We start from the raw sequence: 22113 nt of genomic DNA, 5'->3' as shown, positions 1-22113 counted from the left end.
AATTGCTAACGACTTACAGCCCATTGCCAATCAAAATAAATGGTGCCCAATAGTAGGGATGGGTATAGTCGGGCGATCGCTGGACAGGAAGTTGCTTACCCGGTTTAGCTGTCACTACTAACGCAGCATCGCCACCTCTAGGAGCATCTTTCTCAGTCTTTTTGCCTGTCATCAAGTCAAGTTGAGCTTGGCGCATAGCCTCTGATTTCGTTTTGCCTTCAGCCAGGTGACGATAAAATTCTTGCATCAGCAAACCCGTGCTAGCATCACTGACATTCCAGAGGGACGCAACTACGCTTTTAACACCCTTCTCAAAAAAGGCATTACCAACGCTAGAGATTTCAATACCATCAGCAGTTTGGCTGGCAAGAGCCGTTTGGCAAGCAGAGAGTACGACGAGGTTAACACCTGGTAATCCGTAGAGCGCAAGCATTTCAGAGATCTTTAGCTTGCTGCCGTTGCCAAGCAAAATATAGGATTGCTCTTGAATGCCACCAACAAATTGACCGTGAGTGGCAATGTGGAGGATTTGACGATTAGGTAAATATTGTTCCAGGATCGCGGCGGTAAATTGCTGATTGAGGAATTTGCGACCAGGGAATCTTCCGGTTTTGTCGCGATTATCGGTCTCGTCGCGCAGGATGGCGTTCAGTTCGCCTTCCACAGCGGGGAGGGGATAAGGGAAATCGGGTGGCTTGGCAGCGGAGAGACCGAGGGCAAGGACTTTAGTGTGCTTACTATCAGTGGGAAGACGCTCGCTGCGGGTAGAATCAGCGGAGACAATTGTGGCAACGGTGTAATCTTGGATGAGGTATTTTTGACCGTTGAAGAGGGCACTCATAGGGATATAGCGGGTGACACGATCGAGCGCAAACACGAGATGTTCAATTTTTGGAACGTCTTTGGTGCCTTGCAGTTCTGTTTGCAGATCCTTGGGAAATAGCCAGATATAAAGCTGCTGGCTGACGGCTTTGAAAGCAGCAGTATCGGCAGCAGTGCAAGGATTCTTCTCGCATCGTTTCATGAGATCTCGGAATTCCTGTACCTTGTCGGACAGTTGCTTTTGACTAACATCGACCTCGAACGATCGCAGCACTTCACTCTGAGTTGCCAGCACAATCCACAAACGTTTGTCAGTCACCAGTGTATAGATCAACGCCGTGTTGGGCTGGGCTTTGATGATTTCTTGGGCTTTGGCATTCAGAGGATTTTTCGGATCAAGGAAGTTCTTTTCATCGTTTGCCTTACGATCTTGGAGTGCCTGCTCAAAGGATTTAACAACTTTTTCGTATTCATCTTTGGCTTGCTTACGCTGTCGCCGGAGATCTTCACAGGGATCGTTTTTGTCTTCGCATTGTTTGAGCTGTTGTGCAAAGGTAATGTAGGTTGTATGTTTGGCAATAATGGTCTTCTCAGCGGCATCCAATTCAATGGTTTTGCCGTTCTTATCAACTTTTGCTCTAACGATAGGATCGAAGTCTTTCAATTCCTGTACTTTTAGCAGTTCCAATACTTCTTGGGCTTCCAGAATCCGCCCTTGAGTAAGCAGCAATTCTGCTAACTGACGGTAAATTTCACTAGTTTTCTGGCGTCCCAATCCTTGAACAGCCTGCAAGAACAATTGCTGTGAATCTGGAGATGATTTCTGGATATAACTGCGGATTTTTTCAATTTGATTAATAGCTTGTTTATAGTAAGCGATTGCAGAGACGGGCATATTTAAATCTTGATAAACCTGAGCTATTCCTATTTTTGCCCTATAGGAATAGACGAAGGATTTACTGCCTATGACTTCTCGGTAAGCTGCAATCGACTGGTCGAACTGACGCTGCTTGCGATAGATATTACCCAAAACATAAAGGGCGAGTCCCTCAATATCTCGGTTTTTCATATTGCGTGCGATTGATAAGCTACGCTGAGTGAATTCATAAGCTTTTGAATAACTTTCAGCATCTGTATGCCACCAGCCTAAATAAGCAGTTGAAATCGCTTCAAGAAGTGGATTTTTAGCCTGTTGTGCCGCTATCAAACTTTGTTGAAGAACCTTTTCTGCTCGTACATCGCCTTGCCCGTAGTATGCAGAAGTTAAACTAAGTAAAGCTATAGCTTCAATTGCTGGATCTTTGATGTTTTGATTGATTGTTTTGATTCTTTCAGCAGACTCGACGCTGCCTGGATAATTCCCGATCAGAAAGTATATATCACTTAGATTTACAAGCACAATTATCTCAGCCTGGGGATTTTTAGTCTTTTGGGCAGTTCTCAAGGCTTGTTGAAAATATTTAATTGCCTCAGGATAGTCATTGAATTGATTAGCATAAAGACTACCAAGAGCATTTAGAACTTTTGACTCACGAAAACTATCCTTCGCCTGCTTCGCCGTAGCAATCGATTGCTGATAATTCTTTATTGCTTCTGCATAGTCTTTCAATGCAACGTTAAGATCTGCAATCACTGCGAATGCTCTAGCGCGTGCAGAAAAGTTTTCAGTTCCTTCCGTCAGCTTTAAACCTTTCTGAGCCAATTTTAACACTCGTTGGTATTCCGTTTGTGATGCAGTAATCTGACCTGAAGAGTTAGCAATATCTAGCAGGGCTTCGATTTGTAGTTCCCGCTCTTGAATCTTCTCAGCGACCTTCAATCCCTGCTGATAATATCTAATTGCCTCATGATAATCGTTGAGGCTATCATTGTAGATATCACCAATTTGATTAAGAAGGCGGGCTTCTCGCCATCCCTCATGCGCTTCCTGTGCGTTTTTAGTAGCTTGCTGGAGGTAACTGATCGACTTCTCATAATCCTTTAAATAGTACTGAGCAGTACCCAGAATAGCGAATGCTCTGGCTTTGCCAGATAGGCTATTAGTACTCTCTGCAAGTTTTAAACCTTGTTGAGCGAATTTAGTTGCCTTTTGGTGATCTACTTGAGAAGTGGCAAAAAGAGAAGTAGTGTTGGCTATATTCAGTAATATATCAATCTGCAATACATAATCTTTAATTTCTTCTGAAATTTGTAGTCCTTTTTGGTAGGATTCAATCGCTTTTCGATAGTCTTTTAAATCGTTACTGTAAATATCGCCAACAGTACTAAGAGTAGACGCTTGACTATATTTTTCCTTCGCATCTCTAGCAGTAAGAATTAGCTGCTGATAGTACTCGATAGCTTTAATACTTTCACTTTTTCCTTGGTAAAGTCTGCCTAGATTACCAAGCACGATTTGCATTAGTTTAAAGTTGTTCTCGGCTTTCGCAGTGCTTAGTGACTGATTATACAGCTCGATCGCTTTTGTTATATTTTTTAATCCTTTATATGCATTACCGAGGTTATTGAGTGTCCTCCCTTCCAAATCTAGATCTTTGATCTCACGAGCAATTACTAATGTCTGCTGCTGATATTCCAGCGATTTAGCGTAATCGCTCAAAATAAAATATATATTGCCAATACTCCGAAGGGTGTGTCCCTCCTGTTGGCGCTCTCCAACTTTTTGGTAAATTACCAGAGCTTGCTGAAATGTCTTTAACGCCTCCTGATACTGCTTTTGTTCCAGTTGCTTATTTCCTTGCTCGAACAGGCGATTTGCTTCACGCAAAGCTGCACTGCCCTCCTCTGCCTTCTGATTTTGCGCGATCGCCGTTTGAGCGATCGCAGGTGAAACCACAGTGGGGATTGATGGACTCAGGCAAATGCAAATAGTGGCAATTGCCAGACCAGCAGACTTCAGGTGATGCATCAAAAAATCCTCTAGGGGTAGAGAAGCTCATCAGTAATCTATCACTCTCGTTTGCGAGAGGTTATGCAGTGTAAAGCTGATAGCTAGAAGCAGCAGCAGATATGATAGGTGTATTCAGTAATGCGCGATCGCCGTTCAGCCATCCAGGTACACGCCATGTCTGTTGCCACCAAACTCATGACACTTGAAGAGTATCTGAACTATGACGATGGCACCGATACCCGCTACGAATTGGTCAACGGGGAACTGATTGCCATGCCGCCCGAAAGTGTCCTCAATCACCAAATTGCCTCTTTCCTGTTTGCCTCCTTTTTGCAACTGGGGATTCTTTACTACTGTTTAAGCATTGGGGCGCAGATTGCAGTCAGTGGCTACCGCGCAACCGCACGACAACCCGATTTAATTGTTTTGTCAGAAGAAGTGGCAACAGCATTGGAGGGAGCAAGCCAGGATCTCATTACCCACGATATGCCACCGCCCCAGCTAGTGGTAGAAGTGGTTAGCCCCAAGCAAGAAAATCGCGATTACCGTTATAAACGCACTGAATATGTCGCCCGGCAGATTCCTGAGTATTGGATTGTAGACCCGATCGCTCAAAAGATCACCGTCCTGGAATGGGTTGATGGTTTGTACGAGGAAATGGTGTACTAGGGCGATCAGTCCATCCGTTCGCCCCAGTTTTCCACCTTAAATGTGACGGCTGCAATGGTTTTAAGCGCAGGACGCTGAGTGAGGTTTACTGCGCAGGGGCGGCTTCAGGCTTTTGCACCACGAAAAAGCAGCTATTGTATTCACTGCCGCTGTCTAACCCCCAAACGCCTGTAAACGGACGCACACCCCGATCGCTAACCGACTTCACCACCACATCATACTGCCCTGGTTCCAGCACATAGGTGCCGACTGGACCTTGATTTGGGCACCCCTTCGGTCCTTCTCCCACATATTTTTTGCAATCGGTACAGGGTGCCAACTCTTCCAGGCGCGGCGTCGGTCCGCTAAACACGATTCGCATCTTTTCTGGAGAATCATTCCGAATGACAACAGCGGTCGTGCCATCGCCCCTGGAGCCACTGAACCCTGGACGATCAATCTTACCTGCTCCTTTTGCGCGCGTATCATTCACGATCGCTTGGGTATAGGAGCGTTTGACCGCTGCGGTTTGAGGATGCTTGGGATAGTCATCCAGAAATTTCTCAAACATAGCAAGCGCCTGCGGAAAAATTTTGCGATCGGCGTAGGCGTTGCCACAGGCTTGGTAAAAGCTGGGCAGATTGGTCGCAGGCTGCGGCAGCAGGTTGTGTTTGGTTAACGTCCCAGCTTGGTCACAGACCTTGGGTGTCACCAGAGCCACCATTGACGGCTGCTGAAACAGTTGAGCCGTTTGCTGTTGGGTGGCACTCATCAATCCGGTTTCAGGATACTGCTTGGCAAGTTGGAGATAGGCTAGCAGCGCCGCTGCGCCTTTGCCTGCCTGCTGCTCGCTAACTCCCTTCTGAAACGTCTGACATTCCGCCTTTTTGACCTTTGCGGTCGCCACCAGGTCATCATCATCATTACCGGGATTAGCAGTAATTACTCGATCGAGAGCCGCGATCGCAGCAGTACAGTTAGCTGCATTGTATGCTTGCAACCCCTGTTTGTAATGATGGCGATCGACAAAGTATTGAATGCTGCTGGGCAAGAAGAGAACCGCAACTGCCACGGTTCCCAAACCGAAAAGCCATCGACGTGTTTTGTTCGGTGGCGGCGTTTGCACCCTGTGGGGCGAAGGGGACACTTGAGACATGGGAGACTCCTATTGAGTAAAGAGAGTGATTCATACCTGTGTTCAGCCGCATCAGTGAGGCAGATGGCACACATCAGCACAGCAACGTCAGCCAATGTTGTGAGTACCAACCTGGAACGATCGAGGGATAAATAGAACGAAGACTTTGAGTGCTGTGAACAAGCAGTAGTATCTGTTTCTGGTGTTTCTGTCTCTGCTTGCTTGCTTAATTAAAGAGTACGGTACCAGTCGGGTGAAAGAAGCGTCTTTTCTACCAACTCGTTGAATGAAAGCGGCGACATCGTTTGCACAAAACAGCAATGTGACGCAACCAACACCAGCCTGCTGTTAAAGACAAATTTCGGCGTTGCCTGGTGAAGGGATGAATCGAGGTGAATGCTGAGCTGATGCCATGCCCTGAGTGCAAGTCCACGCCTGTGTAAGTTGACGCATAGCCATAGAAATGGCAAGCACAGCAGTAAACAAAATCAACATCTGTGTCGATCGATGTTCCTGTCCCCGTCTGATTCATCCACTATGCAGCAACATCCTATCGGTTTCACCTCTATGGCAGACACCTAAACGGTTTCGACTTGTGGACGCTGCCCCACTTTGCGTAATAACAGATCTCGATTCTGTTGGGCTTCTTTGTTGCTGGGATTAATTTGCAAGGCTTGATCAAACGCCGCGATCGCCTCTTGATAGCGTTCTAGCTTTGCCAATGCTACACCCCGGTTGAACCAGGCAGATTCAAATTTGGGATTGAGGGCAAGTGCTTGGTCATACGCCGCGATCGCATCTTTGTAACGCTTCAATCTGCCCAGGGTCACGCCTTTGTTGTACCAGGCACTCACTCGCTTCGGCTCTAGCTGAATTGCCCGATCGTAGGCTTGCAGCGCGGCTTGCGGTTGTCCGCCATCGTCCAGCGCATTGCCCAACGTTACCCAGGCACCAGCCAGTTTCGCATCCAATTTTACGGCTTGCTGGAGCGCCGCGATCGCCTCCGGGTAGCGCTCCAGGTCGTACAGCGCCTGCCCGCGACTAGCCAGGGTGACGGCATGGTTGGGATACAGTTTGAGCACTCGGTCGAACAATGCCAATGCCTGTTCTGGTTTACCTGCGTTCAGCAATTCCCATCCCTGGTTAAACCACTGCTCGGCTTGTGCTGCCTGGTCAGCTTGTGCGGATGCTTTGGGTTGAAGTTCTAAAAGTGTGGCATTGGCTGGATGGGTGGTTGATGCCTGAGCAATGGTTGGTAAGGCAGGAATGGCATATCCGGTTAGTAGAACAAGAGAAATGGTGAAGCCAAGTTGTTTGAGAGATGACATGATGGTTCCTCAATGGGTTTCAAGGAAATATCACGCTTGAGTACCAGGAACATATGCAGGGAAATTGCTGTTAGCCATTAGCTTTTAGTTATTTCAGATGTGTATACAGCTGGAGAAGCAGCGAGTCGCTATTCTGCCTCGCCAATGAGTGTAAATGCTGCCCAATTCAGTGGATCAGGATATTTCTGTTTTGTAATCAACATTGCTTGCCGAAGTGCCTGTGCTTTGTTGGGTGATCTTTGCAGATTTTTATAGAACTCGGTCATCAGGAGAGCAGTTGAATCATCAGGTACTTTCCACAGGGAGACAATGATGCTGGGAACGCCTGCGGCAATGAGCGATCGCGATAAACCAATGACCCCATCGCCGGTAATTCTGCCACGTCCAGTGTCACAGGCACTCAGCACGACCAGTTCAGCCTTCAGCTTCATGTCCAAAATTTCGTCAGCTGTCAGCAACCCATCATTGAGTTCACCGTTACCAGATGGAGCAAGAGCGATCGCGCCGGGTAAACCCAAGCCTCTGAAGTCATCTAACAAACCATGAGTAGCTAGATGGATAAAGCGAGCATTAGGCATTTGTTGGATAATTGCAGCTTTAGTTGCTTGCTGATCTGTGATGGCTTTTGTGTTGAGTAAGAAAGCAATTTCCATTGCTTCCCGTTTAGCTCCCAACAGGTTAGGCAGTTGCACAGGGGTATCTCCAGCACGAGTAGTGACCTTTGGCATAGTGGGATTGCCCACAACTAATGCAAATTGCCCGTTCTGCCAGATGCTTTTGCGCTTCTGTTCTTCTGCTTTCTTATGGGTCAGTTCCAGGACTTGAATGGATGGTGCTGTGAGAATTGTATGTTTCTCGATCAAAGCTTTACCATTAGCATCCAACAGTGCTGGGAAGGGAATCAAGAAGAGTTCGCCTTGAGGAACGAAGATGACACGCTGATCGGGATCTTTGGGAAGAAGATCGGCGATCGGCTCGATCAATAGTTGATGTAGTTGTTTCAGATTCTGAGTTTGCTTTTCTTGTAATTGCCGCAATGCTTCCGTTCCTAAACTAACTTCTACATCAGCCCGACCTCTGGCACCAATGGCATCACGGCTCTCGAAGACAAGATTTTCCAGTTCGGCAGTTTGAGCTTTGAGGTCAACTGGGCGAAAGGCAATTTCTCCTGTTGGTTTCACAACCCAGAGGTACAAACTCTCATCTCCAATCCTAGAATATTGAACCAGTGTGGCGTTTTGTGCTTTGGCAATTTGTATTATTTGGGTAACAGTTGGGTTGGCAATAAATGAAGATGTGGATGTATCAGATGATTTATTAGATTTATCTGTAATCACCGCTCCAGAATCTGTTGTCAATCGCTTCGTCAGCAGTTCCACAAAGGCTCGTGCCCGCCCTCTTTCAGCGATTTCCAGCGCAGAATTAATTTTGTTTTGGGCTATCAAAGACTGCTGCAACAGACGGTATGTCCTTTGCTGGGTTTCAAACAGGGAAATCTTTTGTTGATCGGCACGCTGATCAAAACGAAGTAATTCCCAAATCTCAAGGGCTTGAAACAATGCCGTTTCAGCAGTGGCAGGTTTGCCTAAACTAAGGAAGAGGACTCCCAGGTTATTTAAAGCACCCCCCTCACCCATGCCGTCTTTGATCTCACGAAAAATTGCGAGAGCCTGCTGCTGATATGTAATCCCCTCGTTATAATTATTCAGGGCACCGTACGCCATTGCGAGATTGCCCAAGGCGTTTCCCTCACCTTGGCGATCGTTGAGTCTACGGGCAATAGCTAAGTGCTGTTGTTGATAGTTGATCGCCTGGGAATAATTGCCTAGAAAAAGATATGCGTTTCCCAGATCTCCCAGAGACTTTCCTTCGTCACGAGGATCTTTTATTTCACGAGCAATGGCTAGGCTTTGCTGCTCGTAGTCGATTGCCTTTGGGTAGTTGCCTAAAGACGAGTAGGTGTTGCCAAGATTGCCTAAAGCTTTGCCCTCACCTCGGCGATTTTTGACCTCGCGAGCAATAACTAAACTTTGCTGTTGGTAATCGATCGCCTTTGGGTAGTTTCCCAGGAACCAGTAAGCTAATCCAAGATTACCTAGGGCAACGCCCTCACCTTTGCGGTCTTTCAGTTCACGGGCAATAGCTAAACTTTGCTGCTGATAGTCGATTGCTAGTGGGTAATTACTTACAAACAAGTAAACCGCTCCAAGATTGCCTAGAGCACTCTCCTCCTCTTCGCGGTCTTTTAATGCACGAGCAAGGGCTAAATGTTGCTGGTGGTAATCGATTGCCCGCAAGTACTTGCCTAGAGACTCGTAGGTATTACCCAAATTCCTCAGGGCACGCCCCTCGCCTTGACGGTCTTTCAAAGCACGGGCGAGGGCTAAATGTTGCTCATAGTAATTGAGTGCTTGTGGGTAGTTGCTCAGAGCATAGTATGCATTGCCAAGCTTTTCTAACGCTTGCGCTTCACCTTGGTGGTCGTTAAGTTGGGGCGCATGGGCTAAACGTTGCTGGTAATAGCGAACTGACTGCGGGTAATTGCCTAGAGCTAGGTATGCAAGCCCCAAATTGTCTAGAGCTTGCACCTCATTCTGCGAATCTTTAATCTGTCGCGCTAGGGTCAATTGCTGATCAAAAAGTTCAATTGCTTGCTGTTTTTCACCTAAGACAAGGCGTGCTGAACCTATATTGCCTAGTGCATCTTCAGGGAACCTTTTTTGCAAGAGGGTCTAACAGAGGGCAATCAAAATAATCAGATACTCTGGTTTTTAATTCCAGTGCGGTCAATTTGCGTTCAGGTTCGACAATGGCTCGTTTAGCATGAATCCATTTCGGCTCAATCGCATTTAACCAAGGACTCTTGACTGGAAGTTTACACACAATCAATCGGACTCCAGTTCCAGTTTGCTTCACCTGACGGTTGTGATGCTTAATCCATTGCTGCACTTGTTTGGACAGATGCCAGGTGGCATTATCCCAAATCAATGGCATGACTCGTTTGCCCATTTCACACACCTGATGAGTCACCCACTCCAAAAACTGGCAAGTGATTTCGCTGACGGGACGTTGTTCGACAAAACGCACCAGCATCTGGGATTGAGATCTCAAGTACACCCCATAACAAGCAATTGCCTTCGGGTCAGACTCGGTTTTGTCTGCACTCTTTTCAACCAAATGCAACGGGTGCTTGTCCTCTGTCCAACTGTGCATCATCGGGTCACGCAACCGACTCCACCAGACCTCGTCCATAAATCCCAAGATCCAGTCTGAGTGCTTCTCACTGAGGCTAATCAGGCGGTTGCGTTGACGCTTTTTTAGTTCATACTGCTCATCGGGTGAAACAATCCAGGCTTTGGCTCGACTCCAGGTGATCTGCATCGCTTTGAGGGCTTCCTCAATCGTCGTCCGACTCACCTGATGTTCAGTAATTCTCTGTTCCCAACAAACCTCTGCTAACAAGTCTAAAGTCCAACTTGAACGGGATTTCCCAAACTGGCGAGGATTCGCGTGTAGCAACTGCCGCAATTGGTTACGTTTGTCCTCATCAAAGATGGGTTGGGTTGTTTTAGGACGACTCGATTCGGCTTTCAAACAAGCCAATCCCTGCTGCTCAAAGGCGTGAATGGTATTGCGAACCGTTTGCACACTGCAACCCACATAAGCCGCAATTTCCTTGGGTCTGGTTCGCTTTGCACTGGCTAAGAGAATTTGGCACCGTCGCACCGTAAAGGCATCTTTCGAGCGCAGTCCTTGTTTAAGAGAAACTTGCTCAGTTTCACTCAACGGGTGAACAGATAGTGGGGGATACATGAAGGCATTTGAGGAATGAGAAGGTTCTATTTTTAGAATAGTCCTTGCCTCCTTAATTGCACAGTAGGTCCGCTGAAGTCACACTAGTAAAGATGCTTCCCACTGGAGATCACCAATTTCTTGTGCAATCTTGAGAGCTTTTTCATAAAAATTTAGAGCTTCCTGAATTTGCTCTTCTTTAAAGCGAAGAATTCCCAGGTTGCCTAAAGCTTTTGCCTCAACCTCTCGATCATTGATCTCTTTCCCAATTGCTAAAGCTTGCTTGAAGTTCTCACTAGCATGTGAATAGTCTTGTAATTCAATGTAAACAAGTCCCAAATTATTTAACGCGCTCGCCCGCCCTCGAGAATCTCCTAAATCCTGATATATTTTAAGTGCCTGTTTCGTCAATTCGATAGCCAATTGAAACTGGTTGGCTTGGAACTGCCGAGTCCCTTTTATCAAAAGGTTTTCCGCTTCAGCTATTTGTTGATCTCGATTAGGTTGCGCCGTAGCTGGAGACTGAGAGCGAATAGTATCACTAGAAGAAGTAGACGTATTACTGAGTAGTTTGAAAGAGCCTAGAAATTTATCTCCTTCTGTATTCAGTACCGATTCAGAAAGCGCCAAGATCGAAGCAATATAAAAGCGAGAGTTAACTTGATAAATTCTGGCTTTACCAATAAGTCCGTCAGCAGTGGAAAAAACGACTTCTCTACCTGGGTGCGCTCCTAGTTGAATAGGACAAACCTTCAACAATTTGCCATTCAATCCATTAACCAAGTTGCTGGGTGCTGCATTCAGTGAGTGCTTAATTTGCTCTGGCAAAAGTTGAGCAGCTTGAAAATCAGCGAACTGTACTGCATAGGTTGCGGTTCTAGAAGTTAGCCAAACTCGATAACTTGTTGGATCACCTTCTGATTGACCTGGTATTTCTTCCTGACTGGGCTTCCCAGGAAGAAATACGCTGAACCCACCCTCAGTTGAGGTGGTTTCCTGCCATATTGCTGGTTTTTGCCTAGATGTCGTCTGTGCTTGGGCAGAGGAGAGGGAAAAGAGAGTAGAGTTTGGAGTGTAGAGAGAAACCAGCGAAAACAGCGATGTGGCTGTGGCCAGTCTGGCTAGCTCTAGGCAGGGGCGCTTCATGAAATCCTCTCTGAGCAAGAATAGCTTGTCGTTAATCTATCACCCCTTGCGGTGTGAGGTTATGCAATGCTAAGAGCTTGTCAAGAAATAAGTTCATGGCTTTGGGATTAGAATAAGAGGCTAAATATCAGAATCGGAGTACCTGGATGGGGAGCCAAAGCATTCATCAGTGCCAGTGTTGGGAGTGCCAGGAGGGAAACGCAACGACTCGGTCGCACCATGAACAACTGAATCTGTTGATGAGTCGTTTGAATGAACAGCAACGACGATGGATGGCAGCTTTAGAAGCAAAACGGCTAGGACATGGGGGAACGCAACGCTTAAGCGAGATCACTGGACTTGACATCAACACGATTCGACGGGGACGACGGGAACTCGATGCGGGGTTAGCCAATCGACCCGTTGAGCGGATTCGAGTGACTGGGGGTGGGCGCAAACGGGTAGAAAAAAACTAACCGGAGTCGAACAGGCGTTGCAAGCGATAGTGGAAACACAGACAGCAGGAGACCCATGCGGAGCAGGCAAATGGATTCGTCAGAGTTTGCGGCGCATCCAAGCCAGTTTGGTGGGCATCGGGTTTCTGCTGAGTCATACCAGCATTCGACGATTGCTCAAGCAGCAGGGCTATTCGCTCAAGTCCAACCGCAAATCGGTGGCGACGACTCAACACCGGGAGCGAGACATGCAGTTCCGCTACATTCGTCGCGTCAAACAACGATTTATCCAATCAGGGCACCCGGTCATTAGCGTCGATACCAAGAAGAAAGAACTCATTGGTAACTTCAAAAATGCCGGACAAACCTGGACTCAGCAGGCTGAAGCCGTCAATGACCATGAATTTCCTCAAGATGCCATGGCCAAAGCGGTGCCCTACGGGATTTATGATCTAGTGCATAATCAGGGCTTTGTCTATGTTGGCAGCTCCGGTGATACGGCAGCCTTTGCGGTGGATGCCATTGAGCGATGGTTTGAACGCAAAGACCGTCCTCGCTTTGCCGATGAAAGCAAGTTGTTGATCCTCTGCGATTCAGGGGGGAGCAACGGTTACCGGGTTCGCAACTGGAAGCGTCAACTGCAACAGCAATTAGCGGACCGCTATGGGATTGAGGTGATGGTTTGTCATTATCCATCCGGTGCTTCCAAGTGGAATCCCATTGAGCATCGTTTGTTCAGTTTTATTTCGCTCAATTGGGCAGGCAAACCATTACGTTCCCTCAATTGGATGACTGCTCTGATTCGAGGCACAACAACCCAAACCGGGTTAACCGTCAAAGCCGCCCAACTCAAGGGCAGTTATCCAACTAAAGTCAAAGTCTCAGACGAAGAAATGGCGGCACTCAAGCTCACTCATCGCGAGATTTGTCCGCACTGGAATTACATTCTCCATCCTCGCACCCAAATCCTCGATAAAGCATGAACTTATTTATTTACAAGCGCTAAGCCATTAGCGCTTAGCGCTTGACTGGGAGTGAACAGCCAATACAATGCCGATACAATAAAGCCAGGGCTTTCGCTGGAGGCGATATGAACCAACCCACGACAGAGCGGGTTCGCTGGACAACCTCAGACCTGGAGCTATTGCCGGAGAGCAGCAGTCGTTATGAAATCATTGACGGAGAATTGTTTGTGCCTTGCGCACCCCATTGGGGACATCAAAATGTGAGCGGCAACACCCATGCTGAATTAAGGGGCTGGTCGATCACCGTGGGCTTCGGTAAAGCAGTGCAGGCTCCCGGTGTCATTTTCAGCGATGCGGATAATGTGATTCCCGATGTGGTTTGGATCAGCAACGAACTACTTGCCACTGGGTTGGATGCAGCCGGACATCTCACCCTTGCGCCAGAATTGGTGGTTGAAGTCCTCTCGCCCGGTACTTAAAACGAACGGCGCGATAGGGAAGCCAAACTCAAACTCTACGCTCAATGCGGTGTGCAGGAATATTGGATTCTGGACTGGCAATTAAAGCAGGTGGAAGTGTATCGGCGGCAGCAAGTCCTACTGAAACTGGTACATACCCTGTTTGTGAACGATACTCTCACCTCTCCACTCTTGCCCAGTTTTGAGTGCGCCGTCGATCGCCTCTTTCTTTGAGTACAGACTTTAAGGTACAGACTTTGAAGCACAGATCTCCTGTTCGATCTCGTGGGCAACCTGTTGCAGTTCTGCGGAAGGCTTTTTGACGGCATAAATTTCTTGCATCCCATCTGACCACAATCTGCGCTCGGCAAAGAAGTTCGCCCGCTGTAAGGCGATCGCGTCTCCCTTTGTACCTGATGCGTTTAGTTTGGCATCCAGCTTTGCCAAGTCAGCCGTAATCAAAGCGCGCTGGTTCCCATCCATCACCTGAAACGGCACACTTAACTGGAGCGATCGCGTCGTCTGGTCAAAAAAGAGCCATTCATAATTGCCCGGTGGCAACGGTGCTTCAGACGTAACCACGTAGCGTGCTGGAGACGATTTTGTTGCATCCATGTTTGTCGTGGCAACCTGCTGCCAAAGTACAGTGTCTTCACCCTTCACACGCACTCCCATCAAGCGGGACCCCCCTAACCACACGAACGTAGGGCGGTTATGCCAGACGGTCTCGGTTGGCGTTAGCCAGCAAAGGTCAGGCGGTCTCGGACCACCCCGCCGACTTGGACCACCATCCCGTGGCTCCTTGCGCCCCAAGATTCGCTCAATTAAACCTTTCCAGGACAGTTGCGCCTGGGCGATCGCAGGTTGAGCAACGACCATTGATGACCCTGGCAACGTGGCACTGGCGATCGTCAGCGTGACAAACAGGCAACCAGAGAACACCCCTTTAGCGTTGAGCATGATTCCTCCTCATGAGCGCAAGTAGCAGATACAGCCAAACCGTCGCCGATGGCAATAACCAGGGCATGAGCACACCAGGGATAAGATACAGTTGCAGACTCGCTAAACCATAAATCACCGTGCCGCCGATCGATAGCATCACCCAGCGCCAATGCCGTTGTTTTGCCAGTAGCAGTGCCAAACCTTTCCCCAACGGGATGACTGCCAGCACCAGCCAAAAATCGGGAATTGGCAGCACAAACCGATGGGTGAGAAAGTGATGGGTCATGTACGCATGGGCTTGCCCACCAGGAAAGTTGGGGTTGTCGTCAGGTGGCGTTTGCTGACGACGCCAGTAGGCGATCGCCGCAGGAAGCGGAAAATTGTCTTCACCAGCAAACCCGACTCCAGCTTCGCTGTAGCCGCCCGCGACCAGCATCACCATACGGTCTTTGAGAGAAGTTAAGCCCTGCGATCGCATCACACCATGCGGCTGCTCTAACAACTGCCAGGCTGGGATCGTCGCATAGACCTGATCGGGCGGGATTGAGAAATCCAGCACTGGTTGAAGCCACCGTTGCTGGAGCAGGTATGAGAACGCTGTCACGGGCTGCAATTGCATGGCTTCGCTCACCAGCGGGCGTTTATTAGTGGGTACCGCTTTCGCTGTTGTTTCTCTTACCTGCGTCAGTAAATCCCTTTGACTATGCAAACTGGGCGAGGGACGTTGGAGAGACGGATTAAATGAAAAAGACTCCGTTTGGAGGCGATAGGCAGTCGCTAAGAGATAACTGAAAGGTGGGGGTGTGGAATCCAGCCAGGGCAGCGGTTTGACGTACCAGAGCGGGATTGATCCATTACCCTGTAAACTCCAGGTCGAGCGAGCAACATCAGGTGTCACCATCAACCATTCCCGCATCTCACTTTCATGCACCGCAAACACAAACCAGGTGTTTTGTCGTTGGATGGCAGCGGTCAAGGCGTTGCGAAGTGAGTCGTCTTCAGCGTGGGGACGATCGAGCCAGAAATCAATGCCAATGACACTTGCATCCAAAGCCGTTAATTGATTGACCAACCTGGCGAGATAATCACGCCGCATCGGTACAGGATCAGCAATCCGAGCTTTTTGTAAGGAGCGATCGTCAATCTGTACCAGTAGTACAGGGGGCACAGAAGCGTTACCCATTTGTCCAGTCCACTGACGGTAAACGGCTTGCGTCAACACCCGTTGCTCTAAAAGCCATTGCTGTACAGGTGGATAGAAGCTGAGTGCAACCAGAGCGGTTAGAGCGATCGCTTCTTGCTGGGTTGGTAGCCATTGCTTCAGCTTGTTGCGCCAACCAAAGGGTTTGAGGCGGAAGGGAGTGGAATCAGGATGACGAAAGAGGGAAGGCACCAGATATGCAGAGGGATAGGTCAGGTTCTTATCGAGCTTGAACGACTGGCAGGTCAAGCGGAGGGCATCTTGAACATCCTGATACGTGGTTAACTCTCGCACAAAGCGAACGAGAAATTCCTGAGCTACCTGGTTATGAATGGGTTCCCGCATAACAGCGGCTTGACCCAGCCCTAAATCAATCAAGGCGTTGGCAATACTTAAACCTTGGCACGAATTAAAGATGGCAAATTGTAAGCCCCGCTGTTTTGCCAACACTAACTGGGTCGAGATCTCACTGATAAAGACGGATTGATGCGGCGAGATAGAAAGTTCTCCGCCTGTGAGATTGGTTTCATTGCTATGTCCCGCGAAGAACAGAATATCCCACCCATTGGGGTCTGCGATCGCTTGCTGAATGACTTCCAGAAGTTGATGCGTCTCTTTTCCAGCTTGCCAGCCCACCAACACAACATCAGCGAGTGGCTTCAGTGCTTGCAGCGCCGCCTTTTCTGCCTGAAAGTTTAAGCCTGTATCATCGCCCAAAATGGTTAGAATCCGCATCTTTCCTGGACGCGATCGCTGCCCTGGTTCAGCGCGAATAGTGGCAGGTGTGCGGACTAAATGAATGGTTTGAGTTGCCGCAAACTCGGTGCCAATCTCCCAAGTCTCCCACGGCAACCGCTCTAATGCCACAGAATCACAGGTCAAAAACACAGCAACAGGTTGAGGGGTGGCGATCGACGTGACTGCCACGGCAGTTCGCCCCCCAGAGGCAATGGCTTGCCGTATTTTCAAGAGTTCTGCACTACTGAGCCAATGATGAAATTCTGCTGTTAATTCCGCTTCTGCCTGTGCCAACCGGGCACGCCAATCAACCGCAGGGGTTGCCATCGTGCCACTGACATCTACCCGTCCCCGCAGAAGCGATTGCTGAAACTCCTTTGACCGATAGAAGTTGATGTAAGCATCTTGCCAACTTTGATATTGAGTCCGGAGGGTATTGGGAAAGGGCAATCTTGCGGTTAGTTGTTGTCCTTTGCCCCACGACAATTCAAAGACGCAGGTTTGCTCAACGTGCCAGATTTTGAGACGGAAAGAAGCCATATAGTGTGGGTCGCTGTTAGCTGGTAGCTGGTAGTAATTAGGGGTCAGCTTGAAAGGCAAAGGGCGGTAGGGTTAGCGGATCGCTATTTGGCGTTGCGATCGTGGCTGAAAATTGTTCATCTAAGGTACCAATGACTTTTGCATACAGGTAGGTGTCTGGTTGGCTCAGGGTTTGCTGCGCCAGGACAGTGCCTGCCTCACAAAGCTGAAGTTGCGTACCCTGTGGCAATGGATCGAGCGATCGCGGACCCAAAACAAGTAACAACGTCCATTCGGGAGGGCTTTCAGTCACAGGTAAGGTACCAGCGATCGCATAAAGCCGAGCCGCAACCCTGCCAATCTCTAAGTCCTGGTACGCAACACGAGCATCAGGCGGTAGTGTCATTCCATTTCGCACCAGTTGTTTGATGACGCTCTCAAACCCCTCTTGAGGAGACGGTGGATCGACGACTCTGGCAGTGAGCCGCATGGCATTTTCTAAAGTGAGAGACGGCAAGAGCACCCACGACCATTGCCGAGCCAAGTCATCTAGCTCATTCTGCAACCAGCGGCGAATGTTGATTGATGTAGCTGTTGGCTGTTGGCTGTTAGCGATGAGTGGGTAGCTGGTAGTTAATTGGTTGTTAGCAACAGGAGTGGGCAAGGGTATTGCTGCTGGATCTGAGCAGCGCAGGTAGAGCAGCAGTCGATCTAAATCTGGCTCGAAGTCATTGATGGCAAGGGTGTAGAGATGATCGGCATCGGGTTGTAAGGCTTGAATGCGGGTAGTGATCTGGTCATAACGCAGAAAGCTATGCACAGCAATCTGAGCCTGCTCTTCATAGATCGCAACTGCCACGTAGAAGTTGGCAGCCAGTTCAGGATCGGTGATCGCGAGAGCCGGTAGTTCCACTTCATCAGGTTGGCTTTCCACTGGAATCAAACAGACTCTAAAATCATTCACCCTGACATTGCAGACAACTGGAAGTGTCATGGATTCTGGCACGATCGTATTTGATGGATTGATCAAAAGGTCGCTGGCGCGTTGGTTTAGCCATTGCTCAAACCCAAACAGCGCTAATGCATTGAGATATTGTTGCCATTGTTGAACTGGGTCAGTTATGGTACAGCTCTGCTGCCTTGCCTGATCGACCTGTTCCATCTTGAGTGCGATCGCCCTTGGCGCTAACGCCTCATAATCTGCACGAATCATCGCATTCATAAAAACCTCGTTTTTTAGCTGTTAGCTGTTAACTCATCAAGATAGCGACACAGCGTTTGGGCAAATAAGCTGTCTGAAACATAGCCTTTAGGGGTTTTGGCGTTTGCCTGGTCTTTTTGGAGCAAATCATTCACCTGTTCTTCGAGGGCTTCGGCGATTTGTTGATCAATTTTGTCTAGCATGTCTGGTGCAACATCATTCAGTACTGCATTTTTCACGGCATGGCGTAAACACTGGAGCATCCCATGACGCACATCCGTTCTTAGCTCTTCCAGCTTCAGTAAACGAGACACCTGAAACTGAGCCTGCAAGCCAATTTGCTGAGCGATCGCTCCCATGGAACGTTTTTGACAGTGAAACAACTGGAGGGCAGCCAGAAAGTTTTGCTGTTTGGGTGGTTTTAAGGTTTGCACGCGATCGGTCACAACTCGGTGTAAAGCCGTTTCCAGGCATCCCAAAAATTGCGGACGATAGGTTTGCAGAAATGCCACCTGGGGGTCTTCATCAATGGAGCCGGAAGCCTGACTTAATTCATCCACAAGTGTATTGCCAGGTTGATCGAGGGATTGGCTCGGTGGTTTGCCCCCACCCACAGCAATACGGTACTGGCGCAAACGCCCTGCCAGGGCAGTCAAGCGCGTGAGTATCGTGCCTGGAGAAGGTGTGCCTGGAGACGCGAGAAGGTTGGTTGGTTGCACGTAATCGCCGATTTCCTGGAGTTGTTCTGAAGTGGGAGCAAGACAGGCACCTTTCTGCCCTTGCAAGAGGCGATCGCGACGGTAAACGGCATGATAGCTGTCTAATAAAACAAGCGCCTGCTGTACTTCCGGTTCCGTTAAGTGATGGAACTGGGTGAGAACTCGTCGTAGCTTTTTGGGCTTGGTGTCATTTAAGATCGCCCAATCGCTGAGCATACAGAGTCCTTGTTCTAACAAAAAGGCATTGAGTTCGTGATGTTGTTTTACCAACCGCACTGTCCAGGTTGACAGATTGGCGCGATTGGGGTCAAATGTTTGCAGAATTTTTAAAGCCAGGGGTTGGTAACGCTTCGCTGCTGGCTCTTGGCTAGTAGCCTTTGGCTGTTCACTCACAGCTATTAGCTGATAGCTGGCTGTGCCATCATCATCTAGTACAAAGGGATATAAGTCATAGCGAGTGAAACCATAGTAGGCACCAAACTGAGTTTCTAAGTGAGTGCAGGCTTGCTCAATGAGGTGAGAAAGGAAGCAGCGTAAGCAGAGTGCCACCACGTCTTGATCGGGATGGTTGGGCGATCGCATCAGTGGCACGAGGCGCTGTTGCATTGCGGCATCGGTCACATCAGCGGTGAGCTGTTGCTGAACGAATGTCTTGGCAGGTTCAAGCATGTGCCGCTTGGGGTTGCCAGCGTTGTCAAGTCGTACCAGGGTCCAGTAGCGAGCGTTGTCCATTGGTTAGTCTGCCTCACCACTGAGCGTAAAAGCTGCCCAGTCGATCGGATTGGGGTGCGTTTTCATGGTGGCAAGCATCGCCTGACGCAGTGCTTGAGCTTTGTTGGTGCTGGGTTGTTGCAGGTTGCGGTAGAACTGACTCATAAGTTGGGCGGTGGGGGCATCAGGTACTGACCAGAGGGAAACGATAACGCTGGGCACTCCGGCAATAAACAGGGTGCGGGAGAGTCCAATTACGCCATCGCCTGTGAGGTCGCCACGTCCAGTATCGCAGGCGCTTAATACCACAAGCTCGGCGTTTAGCTTCATGTCAAAGATTTCGCCGCTGGTGAGCAACCCATCGTTGATTTCGCCGTTGCCAGAAGGACCAAGGGCGATCGCGCCAGGAGTTTCACCTTTAAAGGTATCCAATAGCCCATGTGTTGCCAGATGGATGATGCGGGCACTTGCCATCTGTCGCACGACTTCAGCTTTGGTGGCTTGTTGTCCGAGGATGGGTTGGGTATTGAGCAGTTGAGCGATCGCGATCGCTTCGTCTTTGGCTCCGGGTAAGTTGGTGAGCCGCACGGGTAGATCGCCTACCTTAAAGGTGACGTTGGGCATGATGGGATTGCCTACAACCAGGGCGGTTCCTTTAGTGGCTTGCTTGCTCCGTTGCGCCATTGCTTTTTGATGGGTTAGCTCCAGTGCCTGAATAGCGGGTGCGGTGAGAATCGTATGCTGCTCGATCAAATAGGTGCCGTTGGCAGCTTGAAGCGCAGGGAAAGGCACCAGAAATAGAGCACCTTGCGGCACAAAAATCACCCGATCGTTTGGGTCTTTGGGCAAGAGATCGGCGATCGGTTCAATTAGCAGTTTGTGTAGTTCTTTCAGGTTGCGGCTCTGCTGTTCCTGTCGTTGTTTTAAAGCTTCTGGTGTCTGGCTGACAATAATATCGGTTCGCTCACCGCGACCTCTCACCCCGATCGCTTCTCGACTGCGGATCACCAGTTGATCCAGCGGTGTTTTGAGCGATGTTAAATCCGCTTTGCGAAACGTGATGGTGCCTGCGGGAGAAACCGCCCAGATGTAAAGTGTTACCTCACGCCATTCTTTCTTGCCCTGAACCTTAAACCCATCCTGAATAATGGAATACTGCACCAGCGTCGCGTTTTGGGTTTTGGCAATCTGTTGGATTTGGGCGATCGTTGGTTTACCAACTGCTAACCCATTCGTTGTCAGTAGTTGGTTGTTAACGGCTTTGTCGCTCGTGTCTGCATTTAATCGACTTGCCAACAGTTCAATTAATGCCTTTGCCCGACCGCGCTCCGATATTTCCAGCGCTGCCTGGGTTTTGTTCTGAGCGATTAAGGCTTGTTGTAAAAGGCTGTAAGACTGTGGCAGCGTTTCAAAGAAAGTGATTTTGTTGGCATCAGATAAGCCAGGACGAAGTGATTCCAACGTGTCGATCGCTTCAAATAACGACTTTTCAGCAATAGGAAAGCTACCAACCTGTAACAGAGAAATCCCAATATTATTGAGCGTGGCACCTTCCACTGGACGATTTTGCACTTCTCTGTGGATTGCCAATGCCTGCTGATAAGTCTCCAAGGCTTTCGGATACTGTCCCAGGCTGCGATACACCTCGCCAATATTGTTGAGCGTGGTACCTTCCTCTGGACGATTTTGCACTTCTCTGTGAATCGCCAATGCCTGCTGATAAGTCTCCAAGGCTTTCGCATACTGTTCAAGACCGTGATGCACTATTCCAATATTGTTGAGCGTGGTACCTTCCTCTGGACGATTTTGCACTTCTCTGTGAATTGCCAATGCCTGCTGATAGGTCTCCAAGGCTTTCGGATACTGTCCCAGGTTGCGATACACCTCGCCAATATTGTTGAGGATGACACCTTCCCCTGGACGGTTTTTCACTTCTCTGAGAATTGCCAATGCCTGCTGATAGGTCTCCAGGGCTTTCGGATACTGTCCCAGGCTGTGATAAACTGCTCCAATATTGCTAAGCGTGGTACCTTCCACTGGACGGTTTTTCACTTCTCTGTGAATTGTCAGTGCCTGCTGATAGGTCTCCAAGGCTTTCGGATACTGTCCCAGGTTGCGATACACCTCGCCAATATTGTTGAGGATGACACCTTCCCCTGGACGGTTTTTCACTTCTCTGAGAATTGCCAATGCCTGCTGATAGGTCTCCAGGGCTTTCGGATACTGTCCCAGGCTGTGATAAACTGCTCCAATATTGCTAAGCGTGGTACCTTCCACTGGACGATTTTACACTTCTCTGTGAATTGTCAGAGCCTGCTGAAAAGTCTCCAAGGCTTTCGGATACTGTCCCAGATTGCGATACACCTCGCCAATATTGCTAAGCGTGGTACCTTCCACTGGACGATTTTCCACTTCTCTGTGAATTGTCAGAGCCTGCTGAAAAGTCTCCAAGGCTTTCGGATAC

At 48.9% G+C, this 22113-nt stretch carries 14 protein-coding genes and 2 pseudogenes; 4 read left to right on the top strand and 12 right to left on the bottom strand.

Features of this window, described 5'->3' with window-relative positions:
- Positions 1-13: 13 nt before the first annotated feature.
- Entirely contained in the window at positions 14-3730 is a 3717-nt protein-coding gene (locus AC5JO6_RS00965) for a CHAT domain-containing protein (RefSeq protein WP_496079164.1), read from the bottom strand.
- A 156-nt stretch (positions 3731-3886) separates the two neighbouring features.
- Between AC5JO6_RS00965 and AC5JO6_RS00960 the strand changes: the two are divergent.
- Positions 3887-4459: pseudogene (locus tag AC5JO6_RS00960) on the top strand (Uma2 family endonuclease).
- A gap of 7 nt (positions 4460-4466) precedes the next feature.
- Here AC5JO6_RS00960 and AC5JO6_RS00955 read toward each other — a convergent pair.
- From AC5JO6_RS00955 to AC5JO6_RS00935, 5 genes are all read right to left on the bottom strand, one after another.
- Positions 4467-5516 carry a hypothetical protein gene (locus AC5JO6_RS00955; protein ID WP_496079163.1) on the bottom strand — a complete coding sequence of 350 codons (1050 nt, stop codon included), beginning with the start codon at positions 5514-5516 and terminating at the stop codon, positions 4467-4469.
- Between the two features lie 557 nt (positions 5517-6073).
- Positions 6074-6823 carry a tetratricopeptide repeat protein gene (locus tag AC5JO6_RS00950; protein WP_496079162.1) on the bottom strand — a complete coding sequence of 250 codons (750 nt, stop codon included), beginning with the start codon at positions 6821-6823 and terminating at the stop codon, positions 6074-6076.
- Between the two features lie 128 nt (positions 6824-6951).
- Positions 6952-9549, bottom strand: a complete 2598-nt coding sequence (locus tag AC5JO6_RS00945) for a CHAT domain-containing protein (RefSeq protein WP_496079161.1) — start codon at positions 9547-9549, stop codon at positions 6952-6954.
- The gene (locus AC5JO6_RS00940) at positions 9530-10636 is read right to left on the bottom strand and encodes an IS630 family transposase (RefSeq protein WP_496079160.1); all 1107 of its coding nucleotides are present in this window, start codon (positions 10634-10636) and stop codon (positions 9530-9532) included. The genes AC5JO6_RS00945 and AC5JO6_RS00940 overlap by 20 nt, the downstream gene beginning before the upstream one ends.
- 78 nt (positions 10637-10714) lie before the next feature.
- Positions 10715-11761: a tetratricopeptide repeat protein gene (locus AC5JO6_RS00935; protein ID WP_496079159.1), complete on the bottom strand. Its 1047-nt coding sequence runs from the start codon at positions 11759-11761 to the stop codon at positions 10715-10717.
- 146 nt (positions 11762-11907) lie between these two features.
- Between AC5JO6_RS00935 and AC5JO6_RS00930 the strand changes: the two genes are divergently transcribed.
- The 3 genes and pseudogenes from AC5JO6_RS00930 to AC5JO6_RS00920 all read left to right on the top strand — a co-directional run bounded on the left by AC5JO6_RS00930 (position 11908) and on the right by AC5JO6_RS00920 (position 13852).
- Complete coding sequence (locus AC5JO6_RS00930; protein ID WP_496079158.1) at positions 11908-12216, top strand: transposase; 309 nt, start codon at positions 11908-11910, stop codon at positions 12214-12216.
- Between the two features lie 17 nt (positions 12217-12233).
- Complete coding sequence (locus AC5JO6_RS00925; RefSeq protein ID WP_496079157.1) at positions 12234-13178, top strand: ISAzo13 family transposase; 945 nt, start codon at positions 12234-12236, stop codon at positions 13176-13178.
- Between the two features lie 107 nt (positions 13179-13285).
- A pseudogene (locus tag AC5JO6_RS00920) lies at positions 13286-13852 on the top strand (Uma2 family endonuclease).
- Positions 13853-13861: 9 nt separating this feature from the next.
- Here the strand turns inward: AC5JO6_RS00920 and AC5JO6_RS00915 are convergent.
- The 6 genes from AC5JO6_RS00915 to AC5JO6_RS00890 are packed head-to-tail and all read right to left on the bottom strand — an operon-like array spanning position 13862 to position 22100.
- Complete coding sequence (locus tag AC5JO6_RS00915) at positions 13862-14578, bottom strand: hypothetical protein (RefSeq protein WP_496079156.1); 717 nt, start codon at positions 14576-14578, stop codon at positions 13862-13864.
- Positions 14565-17039 (bottom strand): CHASE2 domain-containing protein, encoded by a 2475-nt coding sequence (locus tag AC5JO6_RS00910; protein ID WP_496079155.1) that lies wholly within the window; start codon positions 17037-17039, stop codon positions 14565-14567. The genes AC5JO6_RS00915 and AC5JO6_RS00910 overlap by 14 nt, the downstream gene beginning before the upstream one ends.
- Positions 17040-17076: 37 nt before the next feature.
- Entirely contained in the window at positions 17077-18240 is a 1164-nt protein-coding gene (locus AC5JO6_RS00905; protein ID WP_496079154.1) for a DUF1822 family protein, read from the bottom strand.
- Positions 18241-18254: 14 nt separating this feature from the next.
- Positions 18255-19670: a hypothetical protein gene (locus AC5JO6_RS00900; RefSeq protein WP_496079153.1), complete on the bottom strand. Its 1416-nt coding sequence runs from the start codon at positions 19668-19670 to the stop codon at positions 18255-18257.
- Between the two features lie 3 nt (positions 19671-19673).
- Positions 19674-21926, bottom strand: coding sequence for a CHAT domain-containing protein (locus AC5JO6_RS00895; RefSeq protein WP_496079152.1), 2253 nt, complete (start codon positions 21924-21926; stop codon positions 19674-19676).
- A 9-nt stretch (positions 21927-21935) separates the two neighbouring features.
- On the bottom strand, positions 21936-22100 hold the full coding sequence (locus AC5JO6_RS00890; RefSeq protein ID WP_496079257.1) for a tetratricopeptide repeat protein: 165 nt from the start codon (positions 22098-22100) through the stop codon (positions 21936-21938).
- Positions 22101-22113 lie beyond the last annotated feature (13 nt).

This window comes from Tildeniella sp. (assembly GCF_059505325.1).
The sequence above is the reverse complement of the archived record's forward strand: the minus strand, read 5'-3'. Positions and strand labels throughout refer to the sequence as shown.

Coding starts and splice junctions, on each gene's coding strand:
- AC5JO6_RS00950 (WP_496079162.1), bottom strand. CDS start 6,823: ATGTCATCTCTCAAACAACTTGGCTTCACCATTTCTCTTGTTCTACTA.
- AC5JO6_RS00935 (WP_496079159.1), bottom strand. CDS start 11,761: ATGAAGCGCCCCTGCCTAGAGCTAGCCAGACTGGCCACAGCCACATCG.
- AC5JO6_RS00910 (WP_496079155.1), bottom strand. CDS start 17,039: ATGGCTTCTTTCCGTCTCAAAATCTGGCACGTTGAGCAAACCTGCGTC.
- AC5JO6_RS00905 (WP_496079154.1), bottom strand. CDS start 18,240: ATGAATGCGATGATTCGTGCAGATTATGAGGCGTTAGCGCCAAGGGCG.
- AC5JO6_RS00930 (WP_496079158.1), top strand. CDS start 11,908: ATGGGGAGCCAAAGCATTCATCAGTGCCAGTGTTGGGAGTGCCAGGAG.
- AC5JO6_RS00915 (WP_496079156.1), bottom strand. CDS start 14,578: ATGCTCAACGCTAAAGGGGTGTTCTCTGGTTGCCTGTTTGTCACGCTG.
- AC5JO6_RS00965 (WP_496079164.1), bottom strand. CDS start 3,730: ATGCATCACCTGAAGTCTGCTGGTCTGGCAATTGCCACTATTTGCATT.
- AC5JO6_RS00940 (WP_496079160.1), bottom strand. CDS start 10,636: ATGTATCCCCCACTATCTGTTCACCCGTTGAGTGAAACTGAGCAAGTT.
- AC5JO6_RS00900 (WP_496079153.1), bottom strand. CDS start 19,670: ATGGACAACGCTCGCTACTGGACCCTGGTACGACTTGACAACGCTGGC.
- AC5JO6_RS00955 (WP_496079163.1), bottom strand. CDS start 5,516: ATGTCTCAAGTGTCCCCTTCGCCCCACAGGGTGCAAACGCCGCCACCG.